Annotated in this window: 17 protein-coding genes; 14 read left to right on the top strand and 3 right to left on the bottom strand. The window is 49.9% G+C overall.

Annotation, left to right across the window (positions count from 1 at the left end):
- Positions 1–38 precede the first annotated feature (38 nt).
- Positions 39–1,250 carry a stalk domain-containing protein gene (locus M3194_RS18890; protein WP_251655623.1) on the bottom strand — a complete coding sequence of 404 codons (1,212 nt, stop codon included), beginning with the start codon at positions 1,248–1,250 and terminating at the stop codon, positions 39–41.
- 429 nt (positions 1,251–1,679) lie between these two features.
- Between M3194_RS18890 and gltB the strand changes: the two genes are divergently transcribed.
- From gltB to M3194_RS31305, 3 genes are all read left to right on the top strand, one after another.
- The gene (gene gltB, locus M3194_RS18885; RefSeq protein WP_251655622.1) at positions 1,680–6,281 is read left to right on the top strand and encodes a glutamate synthase large subunit; all 4,602 of its coding nucleotides are present in this window, start codon (positions 1,680–1,682) and stop codon (positions 6,279–6,281) included.
- A 414-nt stretch (positions 6,282–6,695) separates the two neighbouring features.
- On the top strand, positions 6,696–7,169 hold the full coding sequence (locus tag M3194_RS18880) for a DUF2975 domain-containing protein (protein ID WP_251655621.1): 474 nt from the start codon (positions 6,696–6,698) through the stop codon (positions 7,167–7,169).
- Between the two features lie 508 nt (positions 7,170–7,677).
- Positions 7,678–7,803: a hypothetical protein gene (locus M3194_RS31305; protein WP_285889365.1), complete on the top strand. Its 126-nt coding sequence runs from the start codon at positions 7,678–7,680 to the stop codon at positions 7,801–7,803.
- Between the two features lie 14 nt (positions 7,804–7,817).
- Here M3194_RS31305 and M3194_RS18875 read toward each other — a convergent pair whose 3' ends face one another.
- The gene (locus M3194_RS18875; protein ID WP_251655620.1) at positions 7,818–8,186 is read right to left on the bottom strand and encodes a helix-turn-helix domain-containing protein; all 369 of its coding nucleotides are present in this window, start codon (positions 8,184–8,186) and stop codon (positions 7,818–7,820) included.
- 267 nt (positions 8,187–8,453) lie between these two features.
- Here M3194_RS18875 and M3194_RS18870 point away from each other — a divergent pair, with 267 nt between their 5' ends.
- From M3194_RS18870 to M3194_RS18840, 7 genes are all read left to right on the top strand, one after another.
- Complete coding sequence (locus M3194_RS18870) at positions 8,454–8,879, top strand: PilZ domain-containing protein (protein ID WP_251655619.1); 426 nt, start codon at positions 8,454–8,456, stop codon at positions 8,877–8,879.
- Between the two features lie 21 nt (positions 8,880–8,900).
- The gene (locus tag M3194_RS18865; RefSeq protein WP_251655618.1) at positions 8,901–9,599 is read left to right on the top strand and encodes a CpsD/CapB family tyrosine-protein kinase; all 699 of its coding nucleotides are present in this window, start codon (positions 8,901–8,903) and stop codon (positions 9,597–9,599) included.
- Positions 9,599–10,813: a sugar phosphate nucleotidyltransferase gene (locus M3194_RS18860; RefSeq protein WP_251655617.1), complete on the top strand. Its 1,215-nt coding sequence runs from the start codon at positions 9,599–9,601 to the stop codon at positions 10,811–10,813. Before M3194_RS18865 ends, M3194_RS18860 begins: the two co-directional genes overlap by 1 nt.
- Positions 10,814–10,847: 34 nt before the next feature.
- Positions 10,848–11,807, top strand: a complete 960-nt coding sequence (locus M3194_RS18855) for an LCP family glycopolymer transferase (protein ID WP_251655616.1) — start codon at positions 10,848–10,850, stop codon at positions 11,805–11,807.
- Positions 11,808–11,977: 170 nt separating this feature from the next.
- Positions 11,978–12,121 (top strand): hypothetical protein, encoded by a 144-nt coding sequence (locus M3194_RS18850; protein ID WP_251655615.1) that lies wholly within the window; start codon positions 11,978–11,980, stop codon positions 12,119–12,121.
- 233 nt (positions 12,122–12,354) lie between these two features.
- Positions 12,355–13,275, top strand: a complete 921-nt coding sequence (locus tag M3194_RS18845; protein ID WP_251655614.1) for an ABC transporter ATP-binding protein — start codon at positions 12,355–12,357, stop codon at positions 13,273–13,275.
- The gene (locus tag M3194_RS18840) at positions 13,268–14,062 is read left to right on the top strand and encodes an ABC transporter permease (protein WP_251655613.1); all 795 of its coding nucleotides are present in this window, start codon (positions 13,268–13,270) and stop codon (positions 14,060–14,062) included. The genes M3194_RS18845 and M3194_RS18840 overlap by 8 nt, the downstream gene beginning before the upstream one ends.
- A 75-nt stretch (positions 14,063–14,137) precedes the next feature.
- Here the strand turns inward: M3194_RS18840 and M3194_RS18835 are convergent, their stop codons facing one another.
- Positions 14,138–14,587: a bactofilin family protein gene (locus M3194_RS18835; RefSeq protein ID WP_251655612.1), complete on the bottom strand. Its 450-nt coding sequence runs from the start codon at positions 14,585–14,587 to the stop codon at positions 14,138–14,140.
- Positions 14,588–14,777: 190 nt separating this feature from the next.
- On the opposite strand from M3194_RS18835, the gene rfbC reads away from it, so the two are divergent.
- The 4 genes from rfbC (at position 14,778) to cls (ending at position 18,784) form a co-directional block, all read left to right on the top strand.
- Positions 14,778–15,335 (top strand): dTDP-4-dehydrorhamnose 3,5-epimerase, encoded by a 558-nt coding sequence (gene rfbC, locus M3194_RS18830; protein ID WP_251655611.1) that lies wholly within the window; start codon positions 14,778–14,780, stop codon positions 15,333–15,335.
- A 10-nt stretch (positions 15,336–15,345) separates the two neighbouring features.
- Complete coding sequence (gene rfbB, locus M3194_RS18825) at positions 15,346–16,365, top strand: dTDP-glucose 4,6-dehydratase (protein ID WP_251655610.1); 1,020 nt, start codon at positions 15,346–15,348, stop codon at positions 16,363–16,365.
- Between the two features lie 23 nt (positions 16,366–16,388).
- Positions 16,389–17,237, top strand: coding sequence for a dTDP-4-dehydrorhamnose reductase (gene rfbD / locus M3194_RS18820; protein ID WP_251655713.1), 849 nt, complete (start codon positions 16,389–16,391; stop codon positions 17,235–17,237).
- A 110-nt stretch (positions 17,238–17,347) separates the two neighbouring features.
- Entirely contained in the window at positions 17,348–18,784 is a 1,437-nt protein-coding gene (cls, locus tag M3194_RS18815) for a cardiolipin synthase (protein ID WP_251655609.1), read from the top strand.
- Positions 18,785–18,788: the final 4 nt, after the last annotated feature.

Here is an 18,788-nt window from a genome sequence, read left to right as displayed (position 1 = left end):
ATAGTGGTTATATATGCAGCCTTGCGGACTGCGTCGGTTTATTCATTAATGAAGGCAGTTTGCAAGGTGCTGCGGTAATTGACTTGAAGGCCAAGCGCTTCAGACAAGGCGGCGAGAGGGAGGTAGGTCTTCGTTTCCTTGCCTGTTTTCAACAGGAACGCAGGCGGCGTTGTCAGCTTGACCTTCTTGCCGTCGATCGTTACATAAGCAGAGCCAATGGCGAAAATGACTTTGTGGCTGCCGTGAGTGACGGTTGCGCTTTGGGAAGCATTGTTCCAGCTCAGCTTTGCGCCTATGGCGTCGGTTATATCTCTCATCGCTACGAAGCTTCGGTTGCTGCGAAGGACGGGCGGTGCTGATCCGGCAGGCAATTCCTTGCCGTTTACGACAACCGACATCTGGACGTTTGCCTGACGAGGGCGGACGGTCCGGTAATCGCCCCAAACGGTCGTTGCGAAGGCGCGTCCCATTGCCGCATAACCGAGATGATTCGGATGTATGTCCTTTTCTGCTATAGAGGTGTACTCTAGCTCATGGCCGACAAACAGGCTGCTTACGTCCGTAACCTGGAGCTTGATGCCGTCCTTCGCGAGCCGGGCGCTTACTTGATCCAGCTTGACGCGCAGTTTGGTTACGCCGTCTTGCAGGACGGGGAGAGGAATTGGCGAGTATTGATCCGCTATTACGATATGAGCTTTCGAATTCAGGCCGGCAATCGTTCGGATTGAAGATTCGAGATCTTTTTCGTACTGATCCAATATCGTTTGGATATAAGTGGTGATTTCTTCGTTTGACGCGCCGGCTAACAGCATGTTCATAACGGGAGTAAGGTCATTTCCTCCGATCGTTAGAACGATGAGATCCGCGGAACGTATGGATTTAGCCATTTGCGCGGTCTGTCCGACAAGATTGTCCTTGCGCGGATCCTGGAGCTCTTTTTGAATATCGTCGGGCTTAACCGCACGGCCATCGGAGGCAGCCTGGAGAAGCAGCTTCAAGCCTTCGGACTTGAGTCCGAGAATGCCGTAATTGACATATTCCGCGCGAAGGCCGTGGAACAACGCCTGCTCGTACACATGCTCGACATAACCGTAAGGAACGGATTTTTCGGTATAACCATGCTCATAACCGGCGGTAAGGGAGTCGCCAAGAGCGACGATCTGATAGGGATCAGGCTCCCCGGATGCTGCCGCTGCCCGCGATCCTCCATAGGCCGTTCCGGCCAGAATAATGAGGGCCATTATTGCCATAAAGAATTGAAGTTTCCTTGATTTGCTATACAATTGTTCATCCTCCTTTTGATAAAATGTTATGCATAGTATAAGAACACGAACAATGTGCTGTAAAGTAAAGTTTTATCACATTCATAAAAATATTAAATTGATTCCCTTTTGGCCTGATGTTAAAATAATATAATAACCGCAATGGCGGAACACGGCCCGGAACATGGTCAATCTTAAACGAAAGCTTCATGTAGCTAATTATTTTCCACCAGATACGAACGATTTCCACTAAAAGCTTCGGAAAAGTTTGTGTCCGCGAAAATATGCTATAAGCCATCACGTTTAAGCTCGCAAGAACAGCAAGCAACAGGCCGATGCGCCTCGATTGCTGCCGTTCGATATACCGTTATTGAGCTATGCTTGCCCAAAAATCTTCTGATAGAAAGGTTGCACACGATGAAAGAGAAAATTTTTGGATTACCGCCGAAACAAGGTCTATATGATCCGCGCTATGAAAAAGACGCATGCGGCATGGGATTTGTGGCAAACATCAAGGGAAGAAAATCGCATACTGTCATTCGTCAGGCGCTGACATTGCTCGAGAACATGGAGCATCGCGGTGGTCAAGGCAGCGAACCAAATACGGGGGACGGCGCAGGCATTCTGCTACAAATCCCGCATGATTTCTTCGCACGTGAACTGAAAAAGCTTGAGATTGACCTTCCGCAAGAAGGAGAATATGCAGTCGGACTGTTGTTTATGCCGCATGATGAAGCGATCCGCAGCTCGTTTGAGCGTGAGCTGGAAAATATCATCCGTGAAGAAGGGCAAACGCTGATCGGCTGGCGTACCGTTCCGACGGATGATTCGAAGCTCGGTCAATCCGCTTTGTCGGTGAAGCCGTTCGTTCGCCAAGTATTTATCGCTAAGAACCCAGGACTTAAGGATGAATTGTCCTTTGAGCGCAAGCTGTACGTTATCCGCAAGCGTGCTGAGATTGCGATCCGCTTCGGAGGCAAAGAAGGCGGAGAAATGTTCTATTTCACAAGCCTTTCGAGCAAGAAGATCGTCTATAAAGGGATGTTGACAACGGAGCAAGTACGCTCGTTCTACCTGGAGCTGAACGACGAGTCTGTCGTGTCGGCCATGGCGCTTGTTCACTCCCGTTTCAGCACGAACACCTTCCCGAGCTGGGAACGTGCGCATCCGTTCCACTACCTGATCCACAACGGCGAGATCAATACGCTGCGCGGCAACATCAACTGGATGCATGCCCGTCAGACGTTGTTCGAGACCGAGCTGTTCGGCAGCGACATGGAGAAAGTAAAGCCGGTAATCAGCCCGGATGGTTCGGATACGGCGATGTTCGACAACGCACTTGAATTCCTGCATCTGTCCGGCCGTTCCTTGCCGCATGTTGCAATGATGATGGTCCCGGAGCCATGGTCGAACCATGAAAGCATGGACGACAAGAAAAAAGCATTCTACGAATACCACAGCACCCTGATGGAGCCGTGGGACGGACCTGCCGCAATGGCGATTACGAACGGTACGCAAATCTGCGCTTACCTGGACCGTAACGGTCTGCGTCCAGCCCGTTATTATGTAACGAAAGACGATCATATCATTCTCGGTTCTGAAGCCGGCACCGTCGAAATCGCTCCCGAAGAGATTTTGTACAAAGACCGTCTCCGTCCGGGCCGTATGCTCGTTGTAGATACGAAAGAAGGCCGCATCATCTCCGACGAGGAAGTGAAAGCGCAAATCGCGGCTGAACAGCCTTACCGCGAATGGCTCGACGAGCATCTTGTAGACCTCGAGGCATTGCCGGACGCGCCTGAGCTTCCAGAATTGGATCATGCTACGGTGCAACAACGCCAGCAAGCATTTGGCTACACCTTCGAGGATGTACGCAAAGTGCTTGAGCCAATGGCAAGCAGCGGCCAAGAGCCAATCGCTTCCATGGGTTACGATGCGCCGCTTGCCGTATTGTCCGAGCGCCCTCAGCGCCTGTTCAACTACTTCAAGCAGCTCTTCGCGCAAGTAACGAACCCGCCGATTGACGCAATTCGCGAGGAAATCGTTACAGCAGTTGGCACAACGATTGGACCTGAGCGCAACCTGCTCAAGCCTGAACCGGAAAGCGCGCGCCATATCAAGCTGGATACGCCAATCCTGTCGAACGAGGAATTCGCGAAGCTTCGCCATGTACGCCGTCCAGGCTTCAAGTCGATTACGCTTCCGATCTTCTTCCCGGCTGCCCAAGGCGAAGAAGGACTCCGTTCCGCGCTTAAGCTTATGCGCGAAGCGGCAGACCGCGTTATTGAAAAAGGCCATAATATTCTTATTTTGTCTGACCGCGGTCTGGATAAAGACAACGCCGCGATTCCTTCGCTGCTTGCCGTATCCGCTTTGCATCATCACTTGATCCGTCAAGGCACAAGAACCAAGGTTGCGATTCTGCTTGAATCCGGCGACCCGCGCGAAGTGCATCACTACGCTTTGCTGCTCGGTTACGGCGTCAATGCGGTTAACCCGTATCTTGCGTTCGAGACGCTTGACGATATGATCCGCCAAGGCATGCTGAGCAACATCAAGCATGAGAAGGCTGTTAAGAACTATATTAAAGCCGCTACGAAGGGCGTAACAAAAGTATTGTCCAAGATGGGTATCTCGACGATTCAGTCGTACCGCGGCGCGCAAATCTTCGAAGCGCTTGGTCTGCAGGAAGAGCTGATCAACGAATACTTCACGTGGACGCCATCGCGTATCGGCGGTATCGGTCTTGATATCATCGCCCAAGAAGCGCTGAAATGTCATAACAAAGCATACGCTGACCAAGAGGGCGGGGAGAAAGAACTCGACTCCGGCGGCGACTATCAATGGCGTAAAGACGGCGAAGACCATTTGTTCAGCCCGCAAACGATTCATACGCTGCAAATGGCATCCCGTAAGAACGACTATAAGCTATACAAGAAGTTCTCGAACATGGTACAAGGCGAAGACAAGAAGCACATGATGCTTCGTTCGCTGCTCCAGTTCAAGGATGGACGGAAATCGGTGCCGATCGAGGAAGTAGAGCCGGTTGAATCCATCTTCAAACGTTTCAAAACAGGCGCAATGTCGTTTGGTTCGATCAGTAAAGAAGCGCATGAAAGTCTTGCGATTGCCATGAACCGTATTGGCGGCAAGTCCAATACAGGCGAGGGCGGCGAAGACCCTGCGCGCTTTATCCCTGACGCGAACGGCGATTCCCGCCGCAGCGCAATCAAACAGGTAGCATCGGGCCGCTTCGGCGTAACGAGCAACTACCTGGTGAATGCGGACGAAATTCAAATCAAGATGGCGCAAGGCGCGAAACCGGGCGAAGGCGGTCAGCTTCCGGGACGCAAGGTTTATCCTTGGGTTGCCGAAGTTCGCGGTTCCACACCGGGTGTAGGCTTGATCTCGCCGCCTCCGCATCATGATATTTATTCGATCGAGGACCTTGCCGAGCTGATTCACGATCTGAAGAACGCGAACCCTCGCGCTCGCATCAACGTGAAGCTTGTATCCGAGGTTGGCGTTGGCACAATTGCTGCCGGCGTTGCCAAGGCGCGTGCAGACGTGATCATGGTCAGCGGTTATGACGGCGGTACCGGCGCATCTCCAATGAACTCGATCCGCCACGCGGGTCTGCCATGGGAGCTTGGTCTTGCCGAGACGCATCAAACGCTGATGCTGAACAACCTGCGTGACCGTGTCGTTATCGAAACCGACGGTAAAATGATGAACGGCCGCGACGTTGCAATTGCTATCCTGCTGGGTGCTGAAGAATACGGCTTCTCGACTGCGCCGCTTGTCGTACTGGGCTGCGTTATGATGCGCGTATGTCAGCTGGATACTTGCCCGGTTGGCGTTGCAACTCAAAACCCTGAGCTTCGCGCGAAATTCATGGGTGATCCAAGCCATGTCGTGAACTACCTTCACTTCATTGCGCAGGAGCTTCGCGAAATTATGGCTGAGCTTGGGTTCCGTACCATTCAAGAAATGGTTGGCCGCGTAGATATTCTTGAATCTAAAAACCTGGTTGATCATTATAAAGCAAAAGGCATCGATCTTAGCCTTCTGCTGCACTCCCCGGATGTACCTCAAGACGCGGCGCGTCATAACGTACAAGAGCAAAACCATGGACTCGAGCTGTCGCTCGACATGCAGGAGCTTGTTCCGGGAGCAGCAGCGGCACTGGAAAGCGGCGAACGTGTTCGCGGCACATTCCCGATCTGCAATACGAACCGTGTAGTGGGCACTATTCTCGGCAGCGAAGTTACCCGTCGCTACGGCGCGAAAGGCTTGCCTGAAGATACAATCTCCTACCATTTCGTTGGAACTGCCGGTCAAAGCTTTGGCGCATTTGTACCGAGAGGCATTACGCTCTCGCTCGAAGGCGATTCCAATGACTATGTAGGCAAAGGCTTGTCGGGCGGTAAAATCATCGTTGCTCCGTCTCCGAAAGCAACATTCGTAGCCGAAGAGAACGTTATTATCGGCAACACGGCGCTGTACGGTGCTACGGATGGCGAAGTTTACATCAATGGTATCGCAGGCGAACGCTTCGCGGTTCGGAACTCCGGCGTGAAGGTTGTTGTCGAGGGCGTAGGCGATCACGGCTGTGAATATATGACCGGCGGACGAGTGGTTGTTCTCGGCGGCACAGGCCGTAACTTTGCGGCAGGTATGTCCGGCGGTATTGCTTACATCTATGATGAGCACGGTGACTTCTATAAGAACTGTAACATCGAGATGGTTCTCCTTGAGCGTCTTGAGACGCAAGAAGATGTTGCTGAGCTTCGTGGCCTGATTGAGCGCCATGTGGAATACACGGGCTCTGCAGCTGGCTCGCGAGTTCTGAACGATTGGGATGCATCGCTCACGAAATTCGTGAAGGTTATTCCGAAGGATTACAAAAAAATGATGGAGCATATCCGCAAAGCGGAAGATGCTGGATTGACTGACGACAAAGCCCTTCTTGCTGCTTTTGAAGCAAGCATGAAAGAGCTGGCTCGTACAGGTGGTTGATAAAAACAGGCTGGGCAGTTGCCCAGCCTGTTTTTTTGTATGGTGGGAGTGGCTCGGAATGCCGGAAAAGCATCTCCTTCCAGTCGCTGTTGAAATCGTGGGGTTCTGAATCAATTAGGCTAAGGTAATCCCACGATTTCAAAGGCGAACGTTTAAAAGCTTTCTGCAAGAAAGCTACTTCGAAAGCATAAGCTTTCATCCAGGAGATACTTTCCCTCTATTCCTTCGCACCCACCATTTAAAAAAGGCAGGCAGCGCAAAATGCCGCTCGCCTGTTAAGCAGGGAACAGGGAAGAGCGGAGGGCAATGCAAATACCTTGCCCGATTCCACTCGATAAAACGATTAAAATATATTGTGAAACGATAAATGGCGGTTTATAATAGCACTGAGTCTACACGGATGAGGTGGTAGTTATGAAGCGTGTATCAACTTTGTTTTTAAAGATAACGGTCATATTAATGGGGCTGCCAGCGCTAGCTGTATGCGTATTTGCGGTGATTGCTTTGATTCGGGATAATCCTAACCAGTTTCCAGGTAAAATGCATATTTCGGATATCGGCTTTTTTGTTGCCGTAATACCGTATTTCATTGCCCTATACATGGCGATGAAATTGCTTGGTTACATTGATAAAAATATCGCTTTTTCTGACCTGTCCGTTCAAGCTATAAAGAAGATCAAATACTGCGGTCTCAGTATCGGCATTATTTTTGCGGCAATGATGCCATACGTGTACATTATGGCCAGACAGGAAGATGCTCCGGGAATTATTGTGATCGGATTAGCAATAGCGTTCGCCTCGTTTGTCATCGCCGTATTTGGTGCTTTGCTTGAACGGTTGCTTCAGAACGCGATCCGGCTGAAGTCGGAAAATGAACTCACGGTATGATACGCGATAACATTCTGTCTGTCCGAACATAAAATAACCGTCTCCCGAGGAGACGGTTATTTTATGTTTTGGACTTGCATAGGATGTAAGCAGTAAGGAATGAGAGCTGAAGGGAGATGGTAATCCCCATTGCCATATAAATACCTTCATCTCCATCAGTTGAGACTGTTGGATCTTGTGCGCATGTCACCCTTCTAGTATTGTTTAATTATTCCATTCCCGTGTTTGTCTACTTTAATATAGATCCAAATTTCTGTCGACATCCAGCTATGAAAAAAAGGTTAGGAGCAGCTTCTATGTGCTCCTAACCTTTATCTAACCATTTGTTTGAAGAATCTTACAAAGGCTTCCAGAAAAAACGACTCGCTTTTCTTAAAAAGATGGGCATTTATTCCTATTTTCGACAAAAAAAGAACTAAACCTACCACAACTTCCGACATATTCCAGCTAGATTGTTAGGTATAATAACATTATTGTTTTACTTTATTAGGATTAGGAGTCGGATAAGATGAGAGAAGCAGAGATGCAAGTAACAAGCACGGAAGACAAACGTACTGAACTAAATATTAGAGAAATATTAATTCAATTGGATATTCCGCCTGAAAAATGGCCAACGGATCTTATCCAGCCCTAACAATTGTCGCAGCACTAATTCATCATACGTTCTGCCCGAACGAAGGCAATGAACCGTTTCGTTTCTTCTGCGGTAAGCTTACGGCCATCCACGCTTAAGTTGTATCTCTCCAGCAGCTCTTCGTCAGAAAGCTCCAGATGATCGACAAAGGTACGAATATCTTCGCTTAACGCCGCCTGAGTATTCTGCGTTCTTCCTACCAAATAATCTATCGATACTTGATACAGGTCAGCAAACTTTGCGAGCGTCTCCGTATCAGGCTCCCTGCGGTTTTTCTCGTAATGAGATAATGCAGCCCTGGATATGCCGAGCTTCGCTGAGGTTTGCTCCTGTGTCCATTTTCTTTCTTCCCTCAAGCCAGCAATTCGGTTCCCTATATTCATCTAATATCCTCCTAAAATGACTGACTTCCGCTACACCTATATTAATACGTAAACTTAAAAATTTCATTTATTGCAACAAAACGTCGCAAAATATCTATAATGTTATGATTTATGCTTGACATGTTACATATCGTATCGTAAAGTGAAGGAAATGAAAGATACAAAATGTATCGTTATTTTATAGTGTTGACGCAATTGGCTGTCTTTATTCCTCCCGTACAAGCGTAATGGCTGCATAGTTCCTACAGGCAAGGAGTTGCTTTAAACATGGGTACCGACCCTTTTATGCCAAGGTCTAATATCCGTATTCATTTAAATGAAGGAATAACGGCGAGGGCAGGACTGCTGGATGAGCAGGGCCTCTTGCTAACGGGCTCGACATGTCCGGTGCTGATCCTCAACATCAGCCGTCAGGGACTAAGCTTTTTATCTGGATTGCGTTTCCCCGTGCATAAGGGTTATTTAATGGATTTCCAGATGCATATTTCCGGCGTGCCGATTAATCTCCGTGGCCATGTCGTATGGCGCAACGCGAGGGATAACCAGTATGAATACGGGATTGTCTTTCACCCTCCTAACCGGCTTCGGGCCGTACTGGTCCGCATGCTGAATCAGGAGCTTCTTCGTCAAAGCCCGCAGCAGTACAAGATCCACGCCTTATATCGCGCAATTAATCATAAAGCACTCCAATAATAGCTGGCAGGTGGTTAACGAATGCAACAATCCACAATCGAAAAAAGCAAGCTGATTACAATGAGTAATCCGGATTCTCCAATTGCAGAGGCATACCGTTCTCTACGTACGAATATTCTTTTTTCCTCCATTGATGAACCGGTGAAGTCATTAATGGTAACGTCCTGTCAATCCGGTGACGGTAAAACAACCACAATTGCCAATCTGGCGGTTGCCTTCTCGCAGGAGGGCAAACGTGTCCTTCTGATTGATGCGGACTTGCGACGTCCAACGCTTCATACGTTGTTTATGCAGTCGAATCAAACCGGCTTAACAAATGTGCTGGCCAACCAAATGGAATGGCAGGATGCGGTTCATTCCACCTCGATCGAAAATCTGTTCTTTATCGGTTCCGGTCCTACACCACCGAATCCGTCGGAGATGCTTGGCTCGAAGAAAATGAATCATCTCATCGAAGAGCTCTCCGCCCATTACGATATGATCCTGTTTGATGCTCCGCCATCTCTCGTTGTGACCGACGGGCTTGTGCTGGCATCCAAATGCGACGGTGTTGTTGCCGTCATTGGTGTTGGCATAACGAAACGCCAGCAAGCGAAAAAAATGTACGCCAGTCTGGAGCATGTCAAAGCGAGATTGCTTGGAGTGGTGCTAAACAATAAGAAGAAGAAGAGCAAGGAACAGCTGTATTACACCTACTACGGTACAAACAGGAGGATGTAATGGGAGAGCAGCAAGTGAGACTCGTAATACTAGCCGGCGGTCAAGGCAGACGGATGTGGCCGCTTTCACACGCAAGGCGTGCAAAGCAGCTTCTTCCTCTGTTGTCTGGACCAAATGGTGAAAGGGAGTCTTTGCTGAACAGGCTGTGGCGTCAGCTGGGCAAGGCCAGCTTACAGCAGGATACGTTTATTGCGATCAGCCATAATCAGGCCGAAGCTTTGCGCAATCAGATCTCCGTCAGCCTGAACATTATTCAAGAGCCGATGGCGAAAGGAATCTATCCCGCAGTTGCGCTTGCTGCTTCCTACCTGTATTCTGTTGCGTCCATTCCTCTTCACGAGACGGTTGCTGTACTGCCGGCAGACTTGTATCTGGAGGAAGAGGATTGGCTCGAGACGCTTAAGGAGCTGCCTGATCAGCTCCGCAGGCATGAATTAAACCACGCTTTAACCAGCGACGAGAGCGGCATTATTGTTTTTCGACTGGAGAGCGTTATCTCTGCCTTGGAGACAGAAGGAATGCCCATTCCCTATGAACAGCTTTACCGGTGTTTTGAGGAGCTTCACGGCAATCTGGAAGGCGTAATGTCCCGATTATTCAAGGATAGTCCTACCTTCCGAATGCCCGAGCAGCCTTTCTGCCGCATTAACAGCTGGAGTTCTCTAGCTGCCCTGCAGGCGGAAAACGCTTCTATTTATAATGATTCGGCAGTTCCGGTAATTATGATGGGGCTGAGTAATATTATGGTGGCTGTATCTGCCTCTGGAATTTTAATTGCTGGCCAAGAGACTGCTCTTCCACACGAGGAACTGCAAAATATGAATACGGTTGAACAGCTGCTTGTGCCCGGCTACGAGGCCGGAATATGGGGAAGCGCAGTTGTTATGAATTGCTTAATCGGTGATAACGGACAGCAAACCATTACGAGGAAGCTGGATATAAATGAGGGCGAGTATTTGAACTATGCCTTGTATATGAAGCGGAAAAAGATCTGGACGGTACTTGCCGGCGTCGGAGAGCTGATCCGCAATGAGGAAAGAAGCGTCATACAGGCAGGCGACGTTGTAGAGATCAAGCCGGGAGAGCGGCATACCATACAAGCGAGAACCAGACTTACCATTCTGGAGGCTCATTTCGGCACGGAATTAATGGAAGATGATCGGATCGTGCTCGCTGATCATTGGGAGGAAGTTCTCCCGTCCATGCTGCATTAAGATGCGGCGGTCACGAGGAAGGAGGCAGTTGAACATGAGACGGGGCTGGAGAAGGGCACTTATCGGCATTGGGGCCGGATTGATTATAATTGCTGCCGGTACGGCAGGGTATGTTTGGCATCTGTATGGTTCGGTAAAAGAAACGGCCGATCAAATTTATGAGCCGATTCAGCCGACGGTTTACGTAAGCAAAGACCCGGAGGTAACCCCGAAACCTCAGCAGGCTGTTCAGGCGTTAATCGAGAAGCGTCATCCGTTTACCGTTCTTGTAATGGGCGTTGATGAGCGGGAGAATGATAAAGGGCGCTCCGATACCTTGATTGTGCTAGCCGTTAATCCCGAGAAGAAATCCATCCTGATGTTCAATATACCGCGTGATACAAGAACGGAAATTATCGGCCATGGGACAACGGATAAAATCAACCATGCTTACGCATTTGGCGGAGTGACGATGGCAAAAAATACGGTTGAGCACTTCCTGGATTATCCGATGGACTACTATATTCGCATTAATATGGAAGGCTTCGCCCGTTTAATTGATATCCTCGGCGGTGTTGAGGTAGATAATCCTTTCTCCTTCTTTTATGAGGATCATCAATTTGACAAAGGAATGCTCAAGCTTAACGGCGAGTTGGCGCTCAAGTATTCCAGAATGCGTTATGAGGACCCTAGAGGCGACCTGGGCAGGAACTTCAGACAGCGGGAGATATTGATGGAGGTCATGAAGAGCTCGCTGCAATTCTCCAATATTACTCAGATTCAAAAAATATTAAAAGAGCTTGGCAGCAGCGTCAAAACAAACATAAAGTTTGACGAAATGAAAACCTTTATGAGCGATTACCGCGAGGATTTGGGCAGTATCGAAACGGTAGAGATCAGCGGATCGGGAAGCACAATTAATCAGGTATGGTACTTGATGGTGAACAAGGAAGAGCGGGAAAGGATTCATGAGCTGCTCAAGGAACAGATGGATATTGACCAGACGGCGTCTTAACAGGACGCTGTTTTTGTTTCCAATATCAGTAAACGCTTACAAGCGAAAAGACGACAAATTAGATCCATGTATTGACAACTTTCGCTAAATCCAATAAAGTAAAGATACGAAGTGTAACAAATAAAGTCGTTTGATACAATCGGTATAATGATATGGGAGTGGGGATAGTAATGATGGTACAACAAGAAGAACGTTTTTATTGTGTAGGATGCGGAAAAATGATGCGGGTGTACGAAGCGAAAGCGCTGTTTCGGACCGGCTTTTTCCGCGTAATCCTTCCACTTGGCTGCTGCTCGGACTGCTCGCAGGTCTAACTGGACTTATCAGCTATTTCCCTCACACTTTTAATTCGCTATAATAGACGCACGATACATAGAACTAGATACTAGCAATAAAGTGTACGCTTACGAAGCGATGAATCATCACAATGGCCTTATACGCGGCCATTAGGGTGATAATTCATTAAGCTAATGCTTACGAAGCGATGAATCATCATAATGGCCTCATACGCGGCCATTAGGGTGATAATTCATTTTAGGAGGGTGTTATGGAGCAGCCGATCGTACAGCTGCAGCAGGTAACGAAGCGAATCGGGAAGAAGACGATTATTAACAACCTGACGCTTGACCTGCCGCTTGGCGAAGTATTTGGTTTTCTCGGGCCGAACGGCTCGGGTAAAACAACCACGATCCGTATGATGGTAGGCCTCATGGCCATGACCTCCGGTGAAATTAAAATCGGCGGGTTCAGCATTCGAAGTGAGTACCAGAAGGCGATCCGAAATGTCGGGGCGATAGTAGAAAATCCGGAAATGTACAAGTACTTGACCGGGTATCAGAATCTTGTCCATTTTGCACGAATGATCGAGGGGGTTACGCCTGAACGGATTCAGGAGGTCATTACTCTTGTTGGTCTGGAAGCGCGCATTCACGATAAGGTGAAGACCTATTCCCTCGGGATGCGTCAGAGGCTTGGGGTCGCACAAGCGATCCTGCACCGTCCGAAGCTGCTTATCCTTGACGAACCGACGAATGGTCTGGATCCGGCTGGCATTCGCGAGCTGCGTGATTATTTGCGTCAGCTGTCGAAGGAAGAAGGCATTGCCGTATTCGTATCCAGCCACCTGCTCTCCGAGATGGAGCTTATGTGTGACCGCGTGGCGATTATTCAGAACGGCAAGCTGATTGACGTGCGGACCATCAACCAAGGCGGTATGGATGTCGAGAGCAATGTGCACACGCTGTTTGAAGTAGACAAGCCAGCCGAAGCCGCAGAAGTGGCGGCAGAGCTTGGCAAAGCTGCAATTAGAGAGGGCAGCAGCCTTGTTATTGAAGCGAACCGCGAATTTGTTGCGGACTTTAATGCAAGATTGGTTGCTTCGGGTATTAAGGTCTACGGTATTCGCGTTCAAACCAAATCGCTTGAGGATCAATTCCTCGAAGTAACGGGGGGTGAACGCATTGTTTAACTTTTTCAAGCTTGTTCAAAACGAGAATATGAAAATTTACCGCCGTCCCCGGACGTATGTCATGCTGGGACTGCTGCTTGCTTTGATCGCGGCGATATCCATCATTGGTTATTTTGTGGATCAGAATCATACCACCTCCGCATGGAGCATGATTATGACCGAAGTTATGATCTCGTACATGCTGATTACGGTATTCGCGATCATCATCGCATCCTCCGGCGTGGCGGACGAGTTCACAAGCGGCACGATCAAGCTGCTTCTGATACGTCCTTGGTCAAGATCCAAGGTGCTGCTGTCCAAGTACATCGCGGTTCTGCTGTATGCGTTAGGCATGGTTGTCGTGATGCTGATCTTTACGGTCATTATCAATATGATCGTGTTCGGATTTGCGGATGAGACGGCAGCGGAGGTCATTTCTCCTCTGGTCTCGGGTTCTATCGTTGCTTATCTATTGAAGTACAGCTTATTGAAATATGTGTCGCTCGTCGTCACGACTACGCTTGCCTTTATGCTTGCGACGGTATCCCGCAGCGGCGCTTTGGCGATCGGCTTGTCTTTGTTCCTTATTCTGGGGGTTAACTCCTTCACCGTTCTGCTCGCTTCGATCAAATATAAATGGGCGGATTACATCTTGTTCATTCATCTTGATCTCACGCAGTATTTGAATGATACCCCGATGCGCGACGGGATGACCATGGGCTTCTCCGTTCTTGTGCTGGCGATCTACTATGCGGTATTCGTAGCTCTGGCCTGGTATGTGTTCAAGAAGCGGGATGTTGCGGCATAAAATCAACCCACACTAAAAAACTCCCATTTGGCTTCTCTGCAGAGAAGCCGAATGGGAGTTTTCTGTCTCGATAACTTAAACAGCCTGGCGCGCTTTCTCCTTCTCGCGGCTTTGCTCCTTCGAAGGCTGGGACGAGCCGCTGCCGCTGACCGTCTCTGACAGCGGCCGGGTCCGCGTTTCAATTGAGCGCTCCATATGACAGGTCCCATTCAGCACGCCGCCATCCTGTACAATGATGGCCTGGGCGGAAATGCTGCCCGTCAATTGACCGCTGGCGGTAATCGTCAGCCTTCCTTTGGCGGTCACTTCACCATACACCTTGCCGGCAATGGTTATATCTCTGGCTGCAATGTTGGAGCGTGCCATGCCGTTCTCGCCGATAATGACATCCCCCAGACATTCGATATCTCCGCTATGCTCCCCCTCGATGCGGAGATTTGCTTCGCAGATCAATTTGCCCTCGATATGCGTACCTAGTCCGATTAATGTATCTGTCGAAGGCATACGCTTATTGTCTTTAAACATAGGTATGGGTTGATCCTCCTTCCGCTTCCGGCCGTATTGGAACGTTCTATTGACTTTTATTCTCGCAAAGCTCGAAACATGCCAGAATAATATGAAATGATGGGAGAAAAATGGCGTATGCCCGTGGGGCAGTACGAGCTTGTCGAATATAATAATATAGTTGAGTTCTGATCTGACAGGATGGTGAGGCATGAACGTAATGGAAACAAGGCTGCCGGGAGTTAAGCTGCTGGAGCCTCCTGTATATGGTGACCACAGAGGTTTTTTCACGGAAAGCTATAACGAAAAGACGGCCCGTGAGAACGGAATCGTCCATTCCTTTGTACAGGATAATCATTCTTTGTCGGTAGAAGCGGGAGTACTCCGGGGGATGCATTATCAGCTTCAGCCCAAGGCGCAGACTAAGCTTGTTCGAGTCACGGCAGGGGCAATTTACGATGTTGTGGTAGATATGCGCCGCGGCTCGCCGACCTTCGGGCAATGGCAAGGTTTTATTCTAAGCGCGGCAAATAAGAGACAGCTTCTGGTACCGCAGGGCTTTGCCCATGGCTTCTGCACGCTGGTGCCAAATTGTGAAGTACAGTATAAGGTAGACGCCTTGTATTCCGCGGAGCATGACCGGGGCATCGCCTGGGACGATCCGGCGCTTGGCATTGACTGGCCGGTCACAAAGCCGATCCTGTCGGACAAAGACGCGAAGCATCCAAGGCTTGCCCAGGCGGAAATTAATTTTGTATATGAGGGGTGAGCATTCTCAAATGAAGTTGTTAATTACAGGCGGAGCGGGGTTTATCGGAAGCAACTTCGTTCATTATATGTTAAGCCGTTATCCCGGCTATACACTTATTAATGTTGATTCTTTGACGTACGCCGGAAACCCGGAAAACCTGCGGCAGATTGAGAATCATCCGAACTATACGTTTGTCAAAGCCGATATTGCCGATCAGGCAGCGCTTGTTCCGCTCTTTGAATCCGGTATCGATGCGGTTATCAACTTTGCGGCGGAATCGCATGTCGACCGCAGCATACTGCAGCCGGGGCTGTTTGTTCATACCAATGTGATAGGAACGCAGACGCTGCTGGATTTGGCCAAGACGTTTCAGGTAGCCAAATATGTTCAGGTATCCACGGATGAAGTATACGGTACGCTTGGAGCGGAGGGGTTGTTTACGGAAGAAACTTCGCTCGCGCCGAACAGTCCGTACTCGGCGAGCAAGGCCGGTGCTGATCTGCTTGTCCGCGCTTATTATGAAACCTATGGGCTGCCGGCAGTTATCACTCGTTGTTCAAACAACTATGGACCTTATCAATTTCCGGAAAAGCTGATCCCGCTCATGATCCGCAATGCCCTGCTGGATAAGCCGCTTCCGGTATACGGCGATGGTCTTCAGGTGAGAGACTGGCTGTACGTGGAGGATCATTGCCACGCTATTGATCTGGTGCTGCATCAAGGCCGGATCGGTCAAGTGTATAATATCGGCGGCAGTAATGAACGTACGAATCTTCAAGTCGTCCAAACGATTTTGCAGGAGCTGGGCAAGCCGGAATCCCTGATTCGACATGTAGAAGACCGGCTTGGTCATGACCGCCGCTACGCGATTGATGCGGGCAAAATCAAAAGTGAGCTTGGCTGGACGCCTCAGCACAATTTCGAGAATGGCATCAAATCCACCATCGCTTGGTATCTTCAAAACGAACAGTGGCTGGAGCAGGTTGTATCCGGTGCTTACATGAACTACTATAATACACAATACACGAAAAGGCTGGAGTCCAAATGACCGGTTCAGGAGAGCGGAAAAAGCTGAAGGTAGCCGTAACGGGTGCTAACGGACAGCTTGGGCGGGAGCTTGTTATGCTGGAGACTGGCGGACGGTTCGACATAATCGGGCTTGGCCGCACGGAGCTCGATATTACGAATCTGGAGCAGTGCCGCAGCGTATTGTCCCGGCTTCGTCCGGATGTCGTTATTCATTGCGCGGCTTATACGGCAGTAGACAGAGCGGAGGCGGAACCGGATGAGGCTTTCCGGATCAATGCCGCAGGTTCGCGCAATGTGGCTGTGGCAGCCCGGGAGATTGGCGCGAAGCTATGCGCGGTTAGCACAGATTATGTATTTGACGGAGCAGGCGCGGTTCCCTATAAGGAATATGACCGCACCAATCCGCAAACCGTGTATGGGCAGTCCAAGCTGGCCGGGGAGCAGGCGGTATCAAGCCTTCATGACCGTTATTTTATCGTCAGGACGTCATGGGTCTTTGGAGCTTACGGGAATAACTTTGTTAAGACCATGCTGAAGCTATCCTCAGAGCGCGATAAGCTTACCGTTGTGGCCGATCAATGGGGCTCTCCAACCTATACGCGGGATTTGGCGATTTTCCTTCTGGAGCTGGCGGAGACTGATTATTACGGCATATATCATGCTTCTAACAACGGAGTCTGCTCCTGGTATGAATTTGCGCAGGCGATCATGGAAGAAAGCGGGTGCCGCACACAGGTTGCTCCTTGCACGACCGCGGAGTTTCCCCGCCCGGCTCCCCGCCCTCATTATTCGGTGATGGATCACAGCGCCATTCGCAGCAACGGCCTGACTCCGCTCCGGCACTGGAGGGAAGCGCTGAAGCATTATTTATCAAATAATACGCTTGTGTGACAGCCTGTTCCCGAATGACGGGAAAACAGGCTGTTTTTGTGTTCATAAAGTATACGGTCATGGCAGGTCGAACAAACTAGTTGAATGGGATTTCGTAATGGGGTGCGTGAATGATCGGTTGGCTAATCGCAATAATGATACTCTTACTGTTATACAGCGCTCAGCCTGCTGTTATTATATGGATGGAAAGGCGTACGCCGGCCAAAGCCATTGCCTGGATTCTGCTGGCGCTGGTTGTTCCTGCCTTGGGCTTTTTCGGGTACTGGATGATTGGGCGCTCGAGGCGAGTAAAAGCAGGTCAAGCCATCTCAAGAGAATACGAGCAGGCAGCCGAACGGCTGTCCATTTGCGCCTCGAGTCCTGGAGAGCTTGGTCATGCCGGTATGCTCCAGCAGGAACAGCTGCTTAGGCTGCTCCGCGAATGCTCGGGCAGGCCGGTAACGCTTGGCAATCAGGTGAAGGTGCTGACGAACGGCCGGGAGACGTTTGCATCCATCTTGGAAGAGATGGAGAAGGCCCGGCATCATATTCATCTGGATTACTATACGATTCGCGATGACGGAATCGGAAGAACGTTTCTGAACATGCTGACTAACAAAGCAAGAGCAGGTATCGAGGTTCGCGTGCTTTATGACGGGATCGGGAGCGTTCATTTAAGCAAGCGCTATATCCGGGAGCTCAAGCAGTCGGGCGTACAGGTAAGCTGTTTTTTGCCGGCTGGAGCGGCCTTGTTCAAGCGACTGCTGAACAGCCGTAATCACAGCAAAATTGCAGTTATCGACGGAAGAGTTGGATTCGTTGGCGGCATCAATATCGGAGATGAGTATCTGGGCAAGGATAAGAGGCTTGGCTTCTGGCGGGATACGCAGCTTCGGCTGGAAGGGGACTCCGTTTATTTCCTGCAGGAGCTGTTCATGAAGGACTGGGAGCTTGCGGCTAAGGAAAGACTGCCGGTACATGCCGAATACATGCCCGAGCATGATCCGGATGATGTTTTGCAGGAGCCGGTTCTCATCGTCTCGAGCGGTCCTGACCGGAACGGGGAACCGATACTGGAGACGGCGTTTGCCGCTGTAAAAGCGGCCAAGTCGAGCGTCTGTATTTCAACGCCGTATTTTATACCGGATGAGAGTCTGCTCGCCGCATTGGGGAGTGCCGCCAAGAGCGGGGTGGATGTGCGGCTCATTATACCGGGCATCGCGGATACGCAGCTCGTCCTGTGGGCAACCTTGTCGTTTGTCGAGAGAATGCTGGAAGCGGGCGTCCGGGTATACCGTTACCAGAAAGGCTTCATCCATGCGAAGGTCATGATCGTGGACGAGCTGCTTGCTGTGGTCGGAACGGCCAATATGGACATGAGGAGCTTTCACAGCAATTTCGAGCAGAACGCCGTATTGTTTGATTCCGGAACGATTAGGGATCTGAAGCGGGATTACGAGCAGGATCTGCTCGACAGCAAGGAGCTGGACCTGGCGGAATTTAGACAGAGACGGAAAAAGGAAAAGGCAGCGGAAGCCGCTGCCCGTTTGTTGTCGCCTCTTTTATAAAGGG

The sequence above is a fragment of the Paenibacillus glycanilyticus genome (genome assembly GCF_023715145.1).
Taxonomy (GTDB): domain Bacteria; phylum Bacillota; class Bacilli; order Paenibacillales; family Paenibacillaceae; genus Pristimantibacillus; species Pristimantibacillus glycanilyticus_A.
Note: the sequence above shows the minus strand (reverse complement) of the source record. Positions and strands in the feature narration are given on the sequence as shown.